The sequence below is a fragment of the Cupriavidus sp. 291-E7 genome, assembly GCF_057798835.1.
The window spans coordinates 596,488-612,905 of the sequence record NZ_JBYOJV010000001.1; the positions used below are offsets into that span (position 1 = coordinate 596,488).

General features: G+C 65.4%; 17 protein-coding genes. 11 read left to right on the forward strand and 6 right to left on the reverse strand.

What is annotated here, in order from left to right:
- Positions 1 to 51: 51 nt before the first annotated feature.
- From AC3FLX_RS02685 to AC3FLX_RS02705, 5 genes are all read left to right on the forward strand, one after another.
- Positions 52 to 351 carry an EF-hand domain-containing protein gene (locus AC3FLX_RS02685; protein WP_488693596.1) on the forward strand — a complete coding sequence of 100 codons (300 nt, stop codon included), beginning with the start codon at positions 52 to 54 and terminating at the stop codon, positions 349 to 351.
- Between the two features lie 42 nt (positions 352 to 393).
- A complete protein-coding gene (locus AC3FLX_RS02690; protein WP_488693598.1) occupies positions 394 to 1,107 on the forward strand; it encodes a response regulator in 714 nt (237 codons plus the stop codon).
- The gene (locus AC3FLX_RS02695; RefSeq protein ID WP_488693599.1) at positions 1,107 to 2,414 is read left to right on the forward strand and encodes an ATP-binding protein; all 1,308 of its coding nucleotides are present in this window, start codon (positions 1,107 to 1,109) and stop codon (positions 2,412 to 2,414) included. The genes AC3FLX_RS02690 and AC3FLX_RS02695 overlap by 1 nt, the downstream gene beginning before the upstream one ends.
- A 108-nt stretch (positions 2,415 to 2,522) precedes the next feature.
- The gene (locus AC3FLX_RS02700; protein ID WP_488693600.1) at positions 2,523 to 3,299 is read left to right on the forward strand and encodes a DUF4410 domain-containing protein; all 777 of its coding nucleotides are present in this window, start codon (positions 2,523 to 2,525) and stop codon (positions 3,297 to 3,299) included.
- 99 nt (positions 3,300 to 3,398) lie between these two features.
- On the forward strand, positions 3,399 to 3,839 hold the full coding sequence (locus AC3FLX_RS02705; protein ID WP_488693601.1) for a MarR family winged helix-turn-helix transcriptional regulator: 441 nt from the start codon (positions 3,399 to 3,401) through the stop codon (positions 3,837 to 3,839).
- Between the two features lie 19 nt (positions 3,840 to 3,858).
- Here the strand turns inward: AC3FLX_RS02705 and AC3FLX_RS02710 are convergent, their stop codons facing one another.
- The 4 genes from AC3FLX_RS02710 to AC3FLX_RS02725 form a co-directional block, all read right to left on the reverse strand.
- On the reverse strand, positions 3,859 to 5,115 hold the full coding sequence (locus AC3FLX_RS02710) for a YbfB/YjiJ family MFS transporter (RefSeq protein WP_488693602.1): 1,257 nt from the start codon (positions 5,113 to 5,115) through the stop codon (positions 3,859 to 3,861).
- A 93-nt stretch (positions 5,116 to 5,208) separates the two neighbouring features.
- Positions 5,209 to 5,817, reverse strand: coding sequence for a TetR/AcrR family transcriptional regulator (locus tag AC3FLX_RS02715; protein WP_488693604.1), 609 nt, complete (start codon positions 5,815 to 5,817; stop codon positions 5,209 to 5,211).
- Between the two features lie 173 nt (positions 5,818 to 5,990).
- The gene (locus AC3FLX_RS02720; RefSeq protein ID WP_488693606.1) at positions 5,991 to 6,839 is read right to left on the reverse strand and encodes an IclR family transcriptional regulator; all 849 of its coding nucleotides are present in this window, start codon (positions 6,837 to 6,839) and stop codon (positions 5,991 to 5,993) included.
- Between the two features lie 49 nt (positions 6,840 to 6,888).
- Positions 6,889 to 8,019 carry an FAD-dependent monooxygenase gene (locus AC3FLX_RS02725; RefSeq protein ID WP_488693608.1) on the reverse strand — a complete coding sequence of 377 codons (1,131 nt, stop codon included), beginning with the start codon at positions 8,017 to 8,019 and terminating at the stop codon, positions 6,889 to 6,891.
- Between the two features lie 242 nt (positions 8,020 to 8,261).
- Here AC3FLX_RS02725 and AC3FLX_RS02730 point away from each other — a divergent pair, with 242 nt between their 5' ends.
- The 6 genes from AC3FLX_RS02730 to AC3FLX_RS02755 all read left to right on the forward strand — a co-directional run bounded on the left by AC3FLX_RS02730 (position 8,262) and on the right by AC3FLX_RS02755 (position 14,050).
- Complete coding sequence (locus tag AC3FLX_RS02730; RefSeq protein WP_488693609.1) at positions 8,262 to 9,044, forward strand: substrate-binding domain-containing protein; 783 nt, start codon at positions 8,262 to 8,264, stop codon at positions 9,042 to 9,044.
- A 280-nt stretch (positions 9,045 to 9,324) separates the two neighbouring features.
- Positions 9,325 to 9,897 carry a hypothetical protein gene (locus tag AC3FLX_RS02735; protein ID WP_488693718.1) on the forward strand — a complete coding sequence of 191 codons (573 nt, stop codon included), beginning with the start codon at positions 9,325 to 9,327 and terminating at the stop codon, positions 9,895 to 9,897.
- A 97-nt stretch (positions 9,898 to 9,994) separates the two neighbouring features.
- Positions 9,995 to 10,198: a CsbD family protein gene (locus tag AC3FLX_RS02740; protein ID WP_061956917.1), complete on the forward strand. Its 204-nt coding sequence runs from the start codon at positions 9,995 to 9,997 to the stop codon at positions 10,196 to 10,198.
- 409 nt (positions 10,199 to 10,607) lie between these two features.
- On the forward strand, positions 10,608 to 11,567 hold the full coding sequence (locus AC3FLX_RS02745; RefSeq protein WP_488693612.1) for a DUF535 family protein: 960 nt from the start codon (positions 10,608 to 10,610) through the stop codon (positions 11,565 to 11,567).
- A gap of 140 nt (positions 11,568 to 11,707) precedes the next feature.
- A complete protein-coding gene (locus AC3FLX_RS02750; protein ID WP_488693614.1) occupies positions 11,708 to 12,466 on the forward strand; it encodes a GntR family transcriptional regulator in 759 nt (252 codons plus the stop codon).
- A 42-nt stretch (positions 12,467 to 12,508) separates the two neighbouring features.
- The gene (locus AC3FLX_RS02755) at positions 12,509 to 14,050 is read left to right on the forward strand and encodes an acetolactate synthase large subunit (RefSeq protein WP_488693720.1); all 1,542 of its coding nucleotides are present in this window, start codon (positions 12,509 to 12,511) and stop codon (positions 14,048 to 14,050) included.
- Positions 14,051 to 14,161: 111 nt separating this feature from the next.
- Here the strand turns inward: AC3FLX_RS02755 and AC3FLX_RS02760 are convergent, their stop codons facing one another.
- Complete coding sequence (locus AC3FLX_RS02760; RefSeq protein WP_488693616.1) at positions 14,162 to 15,022, reverse strand: HTD2 family dehydratase; 861 nt, start codon at positions 15,020 to 15,022, stop codon at positions 14,162 to 14,164.
- 15 nt (positions 15,023 to 15,037) lie between these two features.
- Positions 15,038 to 16,411 carry an MmgE/PrpD family protein gene (locus AC3FLX_RS02765; RefSeq protein ID WP_488693618.1) on the reverse strand — a complete coding sequence of 458 codons (1,374 nt, stop codon included), beginning with the start codon at positions 16,409 to 16,411 and terminating at the stop codon, positions 15,038 to 15,040.
- Positions 16,412 to 16,418 lie beyond the last annotated feature (7 nt).

Sequence of the window (16,418 nt, forward strand, 5' to 3'; positions counted from 1 at the left end):
GCCGGCCAGGGCAGTCAGCCCGGAACGTCGGCAAACCAACGGAGTTTCATCATGAAGAAGATGATCGCAGTAATGATCTTGTGTATTGTTTCGGCAGGCGCCAGCGCGCAGGGCATGACGATGGGTGGCGGCGGAGACCGCATGGAGCGGACCGAACAGGTACTCTCGCAAGTGCAGACGCGCTTTGCCAATGCCAATACCACGCGGGACGGCAAACTGACCCGTGAGCAGGCGCAGGCCGGCATGCCGATGGTGGCGAAGCACTTCGAAGAGATCGACACGCATCGCGTCGGCTACGTCACGCTGCCGCAGATCGAAGCGTTCATGGCGCAGCGCATGCGGTCACGTTGATGGGGCAACGGCCAGAAAAGCAAAAGAACCGGAGACACGCCAATGGAGCAGGGACACCGGATAATCGTGCTCGATGACGAGGCGGAGCTGCGCAACATGCTGCAGCGGTTTCTGACCGGACATGGCTTTCAGGTCCGCGCCGTGGCCGACGGCAAGCAGCTCAACCGCTACCTGCAGCGCGAACCGTACGATCTGCTGGTGCTGGACCTGATGATGGAGCCTGAGGACGGCCTCACCATCTGCCGCAGGTTGCGCGCGGAAGGCCAGACCATGCCGATCCTGATGCTGACGGCCAAGGGCGATCCCGCCGACCGGGTCGTCGGACTGGACACCGGCGCCGACGACTACCTGGCCAAGCCTTTTCTGCCCGACGAACTGGTGGCGCGCATCCGTGCCTTGCTGCGGCGCCAGAAAATTGCCGCGGGCGATCCCACCGTCACCAGCCAGACGCTGAGCTTTGGCGAGTTTCGCTTCGACGTCGGCAAGCAGGCGCTGACGCGCGGCGGGGAGCCGGTGGAAGTGCACTCGGCCCAGATGTTGCTGCTGCATGCGCTGGGTTCGTCGCCAAACCGCGCGGTCAGCCGCGAGAATCTGCTGGCGCGCGCCCGGGGCCGCGACCACGACGCGCTCGACCGCAGCATCGATGTGCAGATCCTGCGGCTGCGCCAGATCGTCGAGGAAGATCCTTCCAAGCCACGCTTCATCAAGACCGTATGGGGCGTGGGATACATGCTGGTGGCCGGCGTGGAGGCGTGATGCGGCGCCTGCTTCCGCGTTCGCTGCTGGCGCGCAATATCGGCCTGCTGGTGATCCTGGTCTTCGTGACGCAGGCCTGCTCGCTGTTCGTACTGCTGCACTATGTGCAGCGCGCCCGCGTGGAGCGCGCCGCCACCGTTTTCTCGCACTACGTCACGACGCTGGATCGCGCTCTGGATGGGATGTCGCCCGCCGAAGCGCGCGCGGCCGTCGCGCGCATCGGCGGCCAGGACGAGCCGCCGCCTGCCGAAGGCCCCGGCAGCGACACCGTGCATCCGTTTCGCACGTGGCAGCGCGAGGTATTCATGCAAGCGCTGCGGCGGGACCTCGCCAGGGATACCGATGTGCGTTGGCAGGGTGGTCAGGACGACGAAAAACTATGGATCCAGGTGCACGCGGCCGGATCGCCAACCTGGATCGTATTGCCGATGACGGCGGATTCGCAGGCCGGCAGCGTCACGGCCGCCATTGCGCTGTTCGCGGCGCTTGGCCTGCTGGCCGCGCTGACCGGCTACCTGCTGCAGCGGCACATCAATCGGCCCCTGCGTGACCTGGCAAGCGCGGCGCGCGAGATCCATGCGGGAGACATGCCCGACCCGCTGCCCACTGACGGGCCCACCGAAATCGCGCAGGTCAGCCGCGCGTTCAATGACATGACCGAGGCGTTGCAGCAGGCGGAGAAAACGCGGGCGCTGATGCTCGCGGGGGTCTCGCACGACATCCGCACGCCGCTGACCAAGTTGCGTCTGGCGATGGCCATGACACTGCCGCGTGGCACCGACGACGCATTCGTGGCATCGGTGGAGGGTTATCTCGATCACATCGACACCATCTTGCAGCAGTTCATGGATTACGCCGGCAGTGGCGAGAAAGAGGTGCCGGAGTCTGGCGATCTCAACGCGCTCGTGAGTCAGCTCGCGGCCGATTTTGCGGGGCTTGGGCACGAATTCGAACTCGACCTCGGGCCGCTGCATCCCGTGGTGTATCGGCCCACCAGCATGCTGCGCATGTTGATGAACCTGATGCAGAACGCGATCAAATACGGCAAGACGGGACTCTTCGTGCGCACCTGGCAGGACGATCATCATGCGCATGTGGCGATCTGCGATCGCGGCAACGGCATCAGCGTGGCGGAACTGGAGCGCCTGCGCGAGCCATTCAGCCGGGGCAGCAATACGCGCGGGGAAGGGGGCACCGGCCTGGGGCTGGCCATCGTCGATCGCATTGCGCGCCTGCACGGCGGCGCCCTGTCATTCAGGGAGCGGGATGGCGGCGGCCTGGAAGTGGTGGTCTCGCTGCCCGCGTGACATAGGGTGAAATAGTTCTCGCCTGGCTTGTTGCATGCGTTCATCCAATACTGGGTCTGCCCGGCACCGATGTCCGGTGCCAAAGAAACCACCAGCAAGGACCCGATCATGAAGACCTCTTTCCAAGCCATCTCGCGTAACGCCAAGCAACTGACCATCGCCTCGCTGGCCGCCGCCTCGATGCTGATGGCCGGCTGCGCCTCGGCCACGACGATGATCTCCGAAGCCTCCGTGCCCGCATCGATCTCGCACGTGCAGCCGGACGTCGTTTATGTCCGTGGCTTCGACGTCAGCGCGAATGAGGTCAAGGTCGATAACACGATGATGCATCGGATCAAGGCCATGACGTCGGGAGACAGCGCCGGCAACGAGCAGAACCAGGCAGCGCAGGCCGCCCGCAATGCCGCCGCCGACGAGATCGTCAAGCAACTGCAGGCCAAGGGGCTGCATGCGGTGCGCCTCGATGGTCCGGTACCGTCCGATGCCAATGCGCTGATCGTGGAAGGCCGCTTCGACAAGATCGATGAAGGCAAGCAGCGCCGCCGCACGCTGATCGGTCTGGGCGCGGGCAAGAGCGATGTGTCGGCGTCGGTGCAGGTGCTGTACCAACCGGCCCATGCGCAGCCGATCCCGCTGGCGCTGTTCGACACCAATGCCGATAGCGGCCATATGCCTGGCATGGCGGAAATGGCGGGCGTGGGTGTCGCGGCCAGCAACGTGGCGATATCGGCGGCAGCCGGCGTGGGCGTGCATGGCGCGACCGAACTGAAGCGCGACAGCGTCGAAGCCGAAGCCAAGCGTGTTGGCGATTCCGTGGCAAAGCAGGTGATGGCGGTGCTCGGCAACAGCGGCGCGACGAACAACGGTGCCGGTTCGCGTATCTGAGGCGAACTGTTCTAAAAAGGAAGGGACGCCATGTGCGTCCCTTCCTTTTTTCTGATCCATCAGATACATTTGGCGTTCCGCTGATCTGCCTGAAATGCCGTGAAACACTACACACGCGAAAATTTCCAGCTTACGCAGAGTGTCGGCTTTCACCTGAACCGGGCGCGCAATGGCCTGTTGATGGAGATGGATGCCGCGCTGCGGCCGCTGGATATCACCGGCCAACAGATGGGCATCCTGCTCTCGCTGCTGCGCGGGGTGGCCAACACTCCGCTGGAGGTGAGCCGGCTGCTGGGCATCGACACCGGTCTGATGACGCGCATGCTGGACAAGCTCGAAAACAAGGGCCTGCTCAAGCGCGAGCGCAGCGAGGAAGACCGCCGGGTCATCCACCTGATCCTGTCGGCCAAGGGCAAGGCCGTGGCCACGCGGGTGCCCGATATCGCGCCGGAAGTCCTCAATCATCGGCTGCGCAATTTTTCCGCGGACGAATTCAACGAATTCATGCGGCTGCTGCGCAAGTTCTCGGACGACACTTGAGCCGTCCGCTGGCCTTGTGTCACGCAGCCGGCCGCGTACCTGGCCGCACGGTGAAGTCCGCGGCAAATGCAACGGCCATTGCCACCGCGCCGCAAGTGAAGATCAGCGCGTAGTTCTCGTGGGTATGCGAGAAGAGCCACGCATAGCCGTAACCACCCACCGCCTGGAACAATGCGAACGATGCCGTGGCACGGCTCCACGCCGCACGCTGCGCCGTGGCGTCATGCGGCAGCAGATCCTGCATGCGGCCCAGCACCATCGGCACGATGCCAGGGGTGAACGCGCCCAGCACGATCGTCGCCGTCCACAGCGCAGCCGTGTGGTGCGACAGTGCAAGCAATCCCACAGCAAGCCCCTGCAACACCATCGCAATGCGATAGCCATTGCGGAAGCCCACCCGTCCACCAAGCCAGCCGCCGATGAGCGGGCCGGCGATGGCGGCCACGCCGTACAGCACCCAGTATCGGGCCCCTACCGAAGCGCCCTGGCCAAGGCCACGCGCGACATAGTCCACCAGCAGCACCATCGCGGGCACGAGTCCGAGCGCGTTTGCCGCGTACTGGACATAGATCACGCGCAGCGCGCGCTTGTGCGCGGCCAGCGCGCCGTCCGCCGCATGATGACCGTTGGCGGCGGGCGCCGTTGCCGGTGCGTCAGTGGCTGGCCAGCCGGCCCAGGTCAGCGCGGTAAGCAGCAATGACACGGCACCGAGACCGAACCACGTAGCGCGCAGGCCCAGCTTGAGCAGTTCAGGCACCAGCGTGCCCGACGCGGCGATGCCCAGGCCCAGGCCAAGGAAGATCATCCCGCTGACAAAGGCGCGCCGCGCCGGTGCGATGTGCGGCAGGATGGCCGTGGCAACCAGCACCATGATCGCGCCGCCCGACAGGCCCGAAAGAAAACGCCAGACGAAGAACCAGCCGACCGATACCGGAAACGCGCACGCAAAAAACGCGGACGTCGCCGCCACCATCAACCAGCGCAGCGCGTGGCGGTTGGACAATCGCGCCGCCAGCGGCCGGCCCAGTAGCGCGCCGGCCAGGTAACCGGCGAAATTGGCCGCGCCCAGCGCGACCGTGTCCGCCGCGCTGAACCAGTGAGCCTGGATCAGCGTCGGGATCAGCGGCGTATAGGCAAAGCGTGCCAGGCCGATGGCGACGAGGCTGGCGCACAGGCCCGCGAATGCCGCATAGAGTGCGCGTGTGTCGAGCGAACGATCATCGTGCAATGGTGGTGTGTTGGATACCGGGACGGTGGCGGGGGCATCTGCGGACATGGGTGTTTCCTTCGGCAATGTCAGGATGAGCGTCTCCACCACGCGGCGGTTGGCCGCGCGGGACACGCTTCGAACTTGGGAGTGAAACCGGGCTTAGACGGGTGGGCTTTCGGACGCCTGCAGACCCAGCGATGCCAGTGCGGGCCGCACCGACGCTTCCAGCAAGGCGCGATCCGGCATCACGCGCGACAGCACGCGCATACCCACCTGTAGTGACAGCAGCATGGCTGCCGCATCGTCAGGATCATGGTGGGGCGCGATGGTGCCATCAGCCTGGGCCGCGCGAACGGACCGCGCAAAGAACGCGCGCATAAGCGACAGCTCCAACGCCACGGCGGCCTTGAGCTCGGGATCTTCGTTCGAGGCCTCCAGCGCCGTGTTGATCAGCATGCAGCCACGGTGCGGCAGCTCGGTCGCGCCGCGCTCGACGCTTTCGGCAAAGAACCGCACCAGCGCCTGCGCGGGCGGATAGCCGGATTCGATGCGCGCGATACGTTCGCGCAGCGTGCGGTTCATGTAGTCGTCCAGCGCCTGCATGAACAACTGGCGCTTGTCGCCAAACGCGTTGTACAAGCTTGGCTGGGTCAGGCCCATCGCTTGCGTGAGTTCGCGCGTGGACGTGGCGTGATAGCCCTTTGCCCAGAACGTCTGCTGGGCGGCGGACAAGGCGGCATCCGCATCGAATTGTCGGGGTCGAGCCATTGCGTAAGTCTCGTTTTGTATCGATCAGTATGAAACCATGCGACGGATTATAGATCGATCGATACAAAACGCAAGGCCGTACATCGCGACCCCGCGGTGGGCAGGGTTATGTGCTGACGAGGCCGCTGCCCGCGCCATGCCGCGCGGCAGGCATCGGAGCCATCACGGCACCATCACGGCGCCCGGTAGCCGAGCAATGCGGAGAGGTCTTTCGCGGCGGCCTTCACGGTTTTTTCCGTGCGTTCGCGCAGCGTGCCGTCGGCCTCGAAGCGCTGCTGCGGCCCCGCCACGCTGATGGCCGCGATGACGTCGCCCGAAGCGTCGCGCACGGGAGCCGCGCATGAATCGATACCGGGTTCGAAGGCGGAAAAGCTCCACGCGCAACCGCGTTCCAGATCGGCGGCCAGGATCTCGGCCAGCCGTTTGTGCGTGGCCGGGCTTTGACCGGTCACGGTGGGCAGTGGATCGTCGCCGAGCCGTTCGCGTAGCGTTTCAGGTGAGAGGTGGGCGATCAACATGCGCCCCGGTGTGGTCAGGTGCGCGGGTAGGCGGCTGCCCACCTGGATGTTGCTGACCAGCCCCGTGTTCGGCATGTCGCGCAGCAGGTAAAGCACGTTGCCGCCATCGGGCACGGCCAGATAGGCGGAAAGCTGCAGCGACTCACTCAGTCGCGCCAGCACGCGGCGCGCGAATGACGTCAGGTCGTTCGATGCCAGTACCTGTGACGCGAGCTTGAGGAACGGAAACCCCACCGTATGCCCGCCCTGCGGCAGCCGTTCCACGACACCCTCGTGTTCCAGCGTGGCCAGCAGGCGCATCACTGTCACGCGATTCACATCGATGCGGCGGCCGACTTCGCTGAGGTTGGCAGTCGAACCGCCTTCGGCAATGAACTTCAGCAGACGCAGTCCGCGAATGACGGGTGTGACCAGTTGCTGCGCACCATCGGCGCCGTCATCGCCAGTATCTTCGGTGGCGTCTGAACGAACGGCGGTATTGCGCAGCGAACTGGACTTGGGCATCGGCAAATGGAGAGGCAACGGAGGAGGGCGGTGCGTGCGGATTTGCTGCTTATTGCAGGGGCACGTGCCAGGCGTCGTAATCGTACACCCAGTCTGCGTTGCCACCGGCCTTGAGCCACTCGTTGCCGCGCGATCCAAGCTGGATGCGGCTGGTGCGTTCATGCCGCGCGGCCTGGTAGCGGGCCAGCGCGGCGGGCACCGCATCGTCATCGGCTTGCGCCAGGCAGCGCGCCAACACCACGGCGTCCTCGATGGCCATGCCGGCGCCCTGCGCCATGAAGGGCATCATCGGGTGGCAGGCATCGCCCATCAGCGCGATATGGCCAGCCGACCAGGTCGGCAGGGGATCGCGCACATATAGCGCCGAGATCAGGACATCGTCGCAGGCGTCCAGCAGTGCGCGTGCGTCGGCGTGATAGCCGGCATAGGCGGCGCGCAGGTCTTCCACGCGGCCCGGCGTGGTCCACGATTCGTGGCGCCAGCTATCCTGCGCGACCGTGGCGAATACAAAAATCTCGCGGCCACGGTTCAGTGGGAACGTCACGATCTGGCTCGTCGATTCGGGGCCCCACCACTTGGTGAACGCGCCGATATTCGGCACGCCAGCCAGCCGTTCGGCAGGAACCACGGCGCGGTAGGCCACCACGCCGGTGAAGATCGGATGCTCGGCGCCAAGCATGGCCGTGCGGACGACCGAGTGGATGCCGTCAGCGCCAATCAAGACATCCACATCGTGCTGGCTGCCGTCGGCGAACTGCAGCGTGGCACCGCGTTCGCGCGGCACGATGGCCGTGGCCTTGTGGCCGAGCTTTACGTTGGCAGCGGGAACGGCGGCTTCCAGCGCGGTCATCAGGTCGCCACGGTGCATGGTCAGCTGCGGCGCGCCATAGCGCCGTTCGGCATCGTCGGACATCGGCAGGCGAGAGGTTTCCTCGCCGGTGTCCCAGGTGCGGCTGATGCGGTGCGTGGGCCGCGCGGCGGTCTCGCGCAGTGCATCCCCCACGCCCAACCCGTCAAGCGCGCGCACCGCGTTCGGCGTGAGATTGATATCCGCGCCGACTCGCGCAAAGCGGGCGGCCTGCTCGAATACGACGACTTCCATGCCGAGCTTGCGCAAGGCGATGGCGGCGGCCAGGCCACCGATTCCAGCACCGTTGATGCCGACCTTTCCAGAAAACATGGGGCGCTCCTTCCGTGGCCGATCTGCGCGGCCTGGCTGTTTGATGTTCAAAAATGAACGATATGTCCATAAAAAGAATATTCGCGGGAAGGTGCCGGCGTCAAGTACCCGAGGCCGTGGCACTGGTGTTCATCATTCGTGAAGCCGTCTTCATCGAAAGTGACTTGGCTGCCGAGGGCGGTGCTCCCTATAGTCCTGCGGTTCCGGGACACCGATTCCGGCATCGATGGAGACACCACAGCATGTACAAAAACTGGGTAGCGACGGCCGCGATTGCGGCAACGTTACTGGCGCCGGCCGCGCACGCGGCGGAGAGCGGCACCGAGCTTCACGTGATGATTTCGGGCGGGTTCACGGCGGCATACACGAAGCTGGCGCCGGCATTCGCGCAGCAGGCCGGCAGCAAGCTGACAACCGAGCATGGGCCTTCGATGGGCAAGTCAGCGGAGGCCATCCCCAACCGACTGGCGCGCGGTGAACCTGCCGATGTGGTGATCATGGTCGGCTACGCGCTCGATGATCTGATCAAGAAGGGTGTGGTCGATCCGCAGTCGCGCGTGGAATTGGCGGACTCGCGTATCGGCATGGTCGTGCGCGCGGGCGAGACCGTGCCGGATATCCGCACCGTCGATGCGTTGCGACGCACGCTGATGCATGCGAAGTCGATCGCTTACTCGGATAGCGCCAGCGGCGTGTATGTCGAGCGCGAGCTGTTCAAAAAGCTGGGCGAATCCAATGCGCTTGCCGCCAAGGCGAAGAAGATCGAGAAGGTGCCGGTGGCATCGATGGTCGCCAGCGGCCAGTACGAAATCGGCTTTCAGCAAGTGGCCGAATTGCTGCCCGTTCCGGGTGTGACGTTTGTCGGCCGTATTCCCGAAGATGTGCAATCCGTGACGCGCTTTGCCGGCGGCGTGCCCGTCAAGTCCGCGCACGCCGCGGAAGCGAAAGCGCTGCTGCATTTCCTGGCGGCGCCCGCGGCGCAGTCAGTCGTGAAGGAAACCGGTCTCGATTCCGTGCCAAATTGAAATCGCCAGACCGCTTGTAAGGGGCTGCTGTACTGCCCCGGGGCCGGCTTGATGCCGGCCCTTTTTCATTGGTGGTCCGCGAAGAAGAACACGCAAAGACAAGCAAAGTGATGCTGTGGGAATTGTCTTACGAATGTTTCAGCAGGGGTCTGCTGCTTGGCTGAGGTGGCAAAACATAACCTGCAAATACAGCAGGGCCACAACGCAGCCCGCACGGCAATGCAAGTGCGGAGATTGCGGGGCCTGATCAGTATCCACCTGAGAAAAGGAGCACGACATGATCGCAAAGAAGTGGCTCAGTGCAGCCGTGTGTTCGTTGATGGTGGCCGCGCCTGTTGGCCTGGCCTACGCGCAGGCCGGCTCGAAAGCGGACTATGACGCCGCTGTGAAACAGGCCGATGCCGACTACAAGGCCGCCAAGAGTCGTTGCGACGGGCAGTCTGGTAACGCCAAGGATGTGTGCAAGGCCGAAGCCAAGCGTGACCACGACGTGGCCAAGGCCAACGCCGAAGCCAGGCGCGACGGCACCGAGAAGGCCCATGCCAAGGCTCTGAAGACCAAGGCCGACCGCGACTACGACGTGGCCAAGGAAATGTGCGATGACAAGAAGGGCAACGACAAGGACGTGTGCGTGAAGGAAGCGAAGGCTTCGCACGAACGTGCCCTGAGTTCCGCCAAGGTTGAAAAGGCCGCCGCCACCGGCACGAGCACCGATGTGGCCGAAGCCCGCGCGGATGCCCGCAAGGACGTGGCGGACGCCGCCTACAAGGCTGACAAGGAAAAGTGCGACGCGATGTCTGGCGACGCCAAGGACAAGTGCCAGGCCAACGTGAGGGCCAAGTACGCGAAGTAAGTGGTCATTCGCCACGTCATCCAACTCGCGCCGCGCCGCATCTCTACTGCCGGCGCGTCGCATTGATCCACAGTCCACTGACACAAAGGAGCCAGATATGAACTGGGACCAGATCGAAGGCAAATGGGATCAGGCCAAGGGCAAGATCAAGGAAAAGTGGGGCAAGCTGACCGATGACGATATCACCGTCATCAACGGCAAGCGCGACCAGCTTGCGGGCCGCATTCAGGAGCGCTACGGCTACACGAAGGAACGGGCAGAAGAAGAAATGAAGGCCTGGGAGCGTGACACGCGCTGGTAGACCGGCGCGGCACAACAGGCCAGACACGCGCGGACACGCGTGACGACAGCGGCGGAGCCAACGCTCCGCCGCTTTTTTGTTTGCTGCTGACAAGTGCCAGCCCGGGTTCTCCTGATCTCCGGGCGGGCTTGTTGTCTTTCCTTGTCTTATTTGTAACAGCGTCAACGCGGAATATTTCAATGCGTTACAGAAGATTACGAGCTACGCCTGCTCCCCACAAACACTATGAAAGAGGCAGGCTGGCCGCGTCGCGCCCGTTTTCTGGCAGCGACTGCATGGGTCTTCATCGCGTGACCAGGTCTCAAAGAATGGACCGGCGCGCCAACAAGGGGAGCAGTCAGTCGTGCATGGTCCTATGTCGTGTCTGCAAGGGCTTGTCCAAGCCCGGGCAGGGGGAATCTTTGACTTTTTGCCGAGCCAATACCTGCGTTATCTGACGACGGTGGCATCGGTTTCAGCGTTCTGTTATCCGGCGGGAAGCCGCAAATGGCTGTCGCGCCGCATCAAGCTGGTGGCGCTTTCCGCCATCCGGGGTGGCACTGCACGGCCGTGGTTACGTGCCGCGGCATCGTGCGCATTGCTGCAGCGTGTGGTGACCGCGCGGCCGCTGATGCTTGAGCGGCCCTTCCGTCCGCTGGGCGCTTACGGCATGCGCTTTGCCGAACGCGCGAGGCTGCTGCTGGAGCACTATGCCGTCCTGCGCGATGCGCTGCCGGTTGGCGTGTGCGAGGACATCTACCTGACCGGCGGGCTCGGCTGGGCATTCGCGGAAGGGCGCTACACGTTGCGCCTGGCCGACTCTGGCCAGAATGCCAGGGAAGGTGAGCTGGCTTTCTATTGGGTCGACAACGAAACCGGCGCCTGCCTTTCGCAACTGAGCTTCTACCTGCGCCGCAGTGCGGACGGCGCCGAAGTCTATATCGGAGGCCTGCAAGGCCTGTTGCACGACACCAGCCTGGAATGGATTCGCGCGTCCACCAAGACCTGCGAGGGGCTACGTCCCAAGGACGCGCTGATGCAGGCGTTGCTTGCGTTTGCCAGCCGGATGGGTGCGCGCCGCATCGTGGCAGTGTCACGCGCCAATCATGTGGGGCGCCAACGGCTGCACCCGCGCCAGATCCAGGCGGACTACGAAGGCTTCTGGGCCGAATACCACGGCGTGGCGATGCCGGACGGGAACATTGCGATCCCGGTATGCCAGCCCGAGCGCGACATCACCGAGGTTGCGTCGAAAAAGCGCTCGGCATGGCGCCGCAAGCAGGCGCTGGCCGCATCGATCCGTGCCACCGTGGCTGGCGGACTGCATGCGGAGGCCACCCCCGCGCGCAATGACGATTACCTGGCGGCGCTGGCCTTGCCGGCGGCCTGAGGCATCCCGCCCGCAGGGCGGAACGGCGGGGCGTAAACCCTAGTAGTCTAGCTGGCTAGACTTTTAATAGAGTCCGGTATCGGCCTGATCGTGGGCGGCGCCAAGGCGTCGCCCAATCCAGCCGCCCGCTACCGCTACCGATGCCGGACGCCACCGAACTCCTTTCCCGCAGCCGCGAGCCAGTCTATTTGCAGCTGGCCACGATTTTCCGTCGCCAGATCGAAAGCGGCGCGTGGCGCCAGGGCGAGCGCATTCCTTCGCTTGAAGCCCTGTGCAGCCAGTACGGCGTAGCGCGCATGACGATGCACCACGCGATTTCCCAGCTCGATGCCGAGGGACTCGTGGCGCGTGCGCGCGGGCGCGGCACCTTCGTCAAGGGGGCGGGCCGTGAGCGCCGCCCGATGTCGCTGCCCGTCAGCTGGCACGAAGCGGTTGCCGTGGGCGGTCAGCTTTCCACCGAGGCAATCGTCGAATCGACGGCGGACGTCAGCCTGCCCGACGACCTGGGCATGCCGTGCGATGCCGGCCGTGCCGATGCCTATCATTTCCTGCACCGCGCGCACCGCGCGCACCGCGTGGACGACCGCCCGTTCGCTGTGGGCGAGGTCTACATTGCCGCCGATGTCTTCGCGCGCGAGCCGGAGGCTTTCCGCCAGGGCGCGTCCGTGCCGGTGCTCGATCGATTTCCCGGCCTCAAGGTCAATGCGGCGCGTCAGCGCCTGACCATCGTGCCGGCCGGCGCCGAGTCCGCCCGCGCGCTGGAACTGGCCGTGGGTGCGCCCGTGGCCGAGTTGCGCCGCTTTGCCTGCGTCGACGATGTGATCGTTTACTACGCACGGATCGAATTCCCTACCGAGTATGTCTGCCTGGATTTCGATCTGCTCGCCCCTCATTCCTGACAACCGCCAAACCGCACGGATACCCAGATGGAGACACCAACGATGAATGGCGCGGAAAGCCTGGTCAAGACGCTGCTTGCCTGCGGCGTGGATACCTGCTTTGCCAACCCCGGCACGAGCGAAATGCACTTCGTGGCCGCCCTCGACCGCATTCCCGGCATGCGCTGCGTGCTGGGCCTGTTCGAAGGCGTGGTCACCGGTGCGGCCGACGGGTACGCGCGCATGGCCGACAAGCCGGCGGCCACGCTGCTGCATTGCGGCCCCGGCCTGGCCAATGGGCTGGCAAACCTGCACAACGCGCGCCGCGCGCAGACCCCGATCGTCAACATCGTCGGCGACCAGGCCACCTATCATCGTCCGCTCGATGCGCCACTGACCGCCGATACCGAAGGCTGGGCCCGTCCCGTTTCGGTGTGGACGCGCACGGCGACCCATGCCGCGTCCGTGGGTGCCGACGCCGCCGCCGCGGTGCAGGCCGCGCGGGGCGCGCCCGGTGGCGTGGCCAGTCTGATCCTGCCGTCGGATGTGTGCTGGGATGACGGTGGCAAGGTGGCCGGGCCGTTGCCGGCCTTGCCGGTGCCGAAGGTATCGCCCGACGCGGTACAGAATGCGGCGCGCGTGCTGCGCAGCGGTCAGCCCACGCTGATCGTGCTGGCCGGGGCCGCGCTACGCGCAGGCGCGCTGGCCGATGCGCATCGTATTGCCGCGGCGACCGATGCGCGCCTGATCACGCCGATGTCGAATTCGCGCGTGACGCGCGGTCGCGGGCACCTGGCAGTCGACCGTATTCCTTACTCGGGAGACGCGGCACGCCAGAAGCTGGCTGGCATCCGCAACGTGATTCTGGTCGGCGCGCCGACGCCGGTCACGTTCTTCGCCTATCCGGGCAAGTCACCGCGTCCGTATCCGGAGGATGCATCGATACATGTGCTGGCCCGCGCGGAGGAGGACCTGGGCGAAGCGCTGGCGCGCCTGGCCGACGAACTTGGCGCACGCAACGCCGCCCTGCCGCAATCCGCGCCGATGTCTGCGGCACCGGCCAAGGGTGCAATCACGTCGGAGGCAGTGGCCCAGTCGCTGACCGCGTTGTTGCCCGAGCAGGCCGTGGTGGTGGAGGAAAGCGTGAGCTTTGGCCGCGCGTTCTATCCGGGCACCGTGCACGCGGCGCCGCACGACTGGCTGCAACTGACAGGCGGCGCGATCGGCGCGGGCCTGCCGCTGGCCACCGGTGCGGCGATTGCCGCGCCGGACCGCCGCGTGGTGGCGCTGCAGGCCGATGGCTCAGGCATGTACACGCTGCAGTCCCTGTGGACGATGGCGCGTGAAAAGCTCGACGTGACGATTGTGCTGTTGGCCAACCGCAAGTACGCGATCCTGCTGGGTGAGCTGGCTGGCGTCGGCGCCAATCCTGGCAAGACGGCGATGGATATGCTCGACATTGGCAATCCGGACCTCGACTGGGTCAAGATGGCCAACGGCATGGGCGTGGAGGCCGCGCGCGCCGACAACATGGACGCCTTCAACGACCTGTTCCGCACGGCCAACGAGCGCAAGGGCCCGTTCCTGATCGAACTGGTGATCTGAGTTGGAAGGACACTCTCCCGCGCGGCGGGAGAGTACGGCAGCTTCGATGAAAATCGGCGCGGCTAGCCGGCGCCGATCTGGCCGTCCGGCTCACCGCGATCCAGCGCGGCTTCAGCCTTCGGTCTCGGCCCACCCCGACATGGCCTGGCCACCGGCACCGTCGCCGGTCCACAGCCGCACCTTGCCCGGCGTGCCGGGTTCGTCGGCGCCGCCCACTGCCACCGTGTCCTGGTGAAACAGCGGTGCCAGTCCGCGGAAGCCGAAGCGTTTCACACGGGCGCCGGGGCGCTCATGACGCAGCAACTCCAGCATCAGCATGGCCTGCAGCGGGCCATGCACGATCAGGCCGGGGTAGCCCTCCACGTCGCGCACGTAATCCAGGTCGTAGTGAATGCGGTGCGCGTTGAAGGTGAGCGCCGAAAAGCGGAACAGCAGCGCGGGGTCTGCCTGCAGCGTGCGGCCGAATTGCGCCGTTAGCTCCAGCGCCGGGCGCGGCGGTTGCGGTTGCCCCTTCGGCGGCATGGCGCGGTAGACGATATCGTGGCGCTCGGTCAGCGCCGTCTGGCCATCGACCGTGAATACGTGGTCGACCGACACGAACCACAGTTCGCCGGTACGGCCCGCCTTGTGCTGCACGTCGGTGATGGTCGATGTTCGGGTGACCGTGTCGCCCACGCGCAAGCCGCGATGGAACGACAGCTCGCTGCCCGCCCACATGCGGCGGGGCAGGGGCACGGGCGGCAGGAATCCGCCCAGCGTCGGATGGCCGTCTTGTCCGAGCGTGTGCTGCGGCGCGCGCGGCAGAAAGTAGAGCCAGTGCCAGAGCGGTGGCAGCGGCTCGCGCGCGATGGCCGCGCCATCGAGGTCGAAGGTGGCGGCCAGCGCGTGGACCGGCTCGGCTGCGAGTGTTTCAGTGCGCGATTCCGATCGGCCGATCCATTCCCGCAACTGTTCAAGCGTGGGCTGTGTCATGGTTTGAATTCCTTTTCACCGGCCAACGGGCAGCCAGTTTGCTACGTGGCCTTCCTGTTCGAGTCGCCAGACGCGCGCAATGATCGCGCGCATTTCGGCTTCGCTGGCGCCGTGGCGGAATGCACCAAGCTGGATGGCCTTGGCTTCGAGTTCCGGGCGCGACAGCGTGTTGTCCGGATCGCCCTTGGGCACATCGACGCGTGCTTCCAGCGTGCGCCCGTCGGTCGTGCGCACGGACACGCGGCCGATCCATTGGCGCGGATAGGCGGCATTGATCTCGTCATCGAGCGCCATCGTCACCTTGTTGCAAAACGCGGCGATGCGCGGGTCCTGCAACGCATGCTGCTCGAATTCACCGAGGCCGGCATGGGTGTGCACCGCCACCAGGCCCAGTACGGTGCCCATCGAAAACTTCGCCTGATGGATCGTCACGGGGTTGACCACGGGGCCGAGTACATCGATCGCGCCCTGGTGCACGTGCGCCGTGACTGCTTCGATCTGTTCCGCCTGCAGGTGTTCGCGTTGCATCAGCGCCTTCAGAGCATCGGCGGCCGGATGGGTGTGACGGCAGGAAGCGAAGAACTTGAACGAGGTCTCGGCGGTTGCCCAGCGCGTGCCAAGACCATCGGTCAGCGCGGCGGGATTGGCGTCGCTCGACATGCCCGCGGCCATGCCTTGGGCACCTTCCAGAATCTGCTTGGCGCCGGTGAAGCCAGCGCGCGCGAGCCATGCCGATTGCAGGCCGTCCGCCGCGGCCTTGGCCGTGTGCAGCTGTTTGGAATCGGCTGCATCGCGCAGGAATTCCCACAGGCCCGCCGCCTGCGTGCCGGCGGAACCGAGCGCCTGGTTGATGCCTTCCGCGTCAAGGCCGTACAGCTTGGCCACTGCCGCCGCCGCGGCCAGCGTGCCGACCGTGCCGGTGGTATGGAACACGCGATAGTGCGAGCGGCCCATGAATTCGCCGATGCGAATGCCCGCTTCATAACCCGCGATCGATGCCAGCAGCACCTCGGCGCCGGTTTTGCCTTCGGCTTGCGCGGCAGCCACCACGGCAGGGAAGACCACGGCCGCCGGATGCAGCACCGAGCCGTTGTGGACGTCGTCCTGTTCCACCACGTGCGACGACGCACCGTTGATCAGCGCGGCAAAGTAGGGCGATGTGCGGCGGCGATCCACGAAAACTTCGGCGTCGCCGGAATTCGGTCCCATCGCGGCGGCAAATTCCTGGATGCGGCGAATGGCGGGGGCATCCTTGCCGGCGATTGCCGAGGCGATCCAGTCCAGGAACAGATCCTTGGTCCGTTCGACGACCGGTGCAGGCACATCGTCGAGCTTCAGCCGGGCCAGGAATTCGCAGAGCTGGCGTGTGGGGTAGGTTTCGTTGGGCATGTCTGTA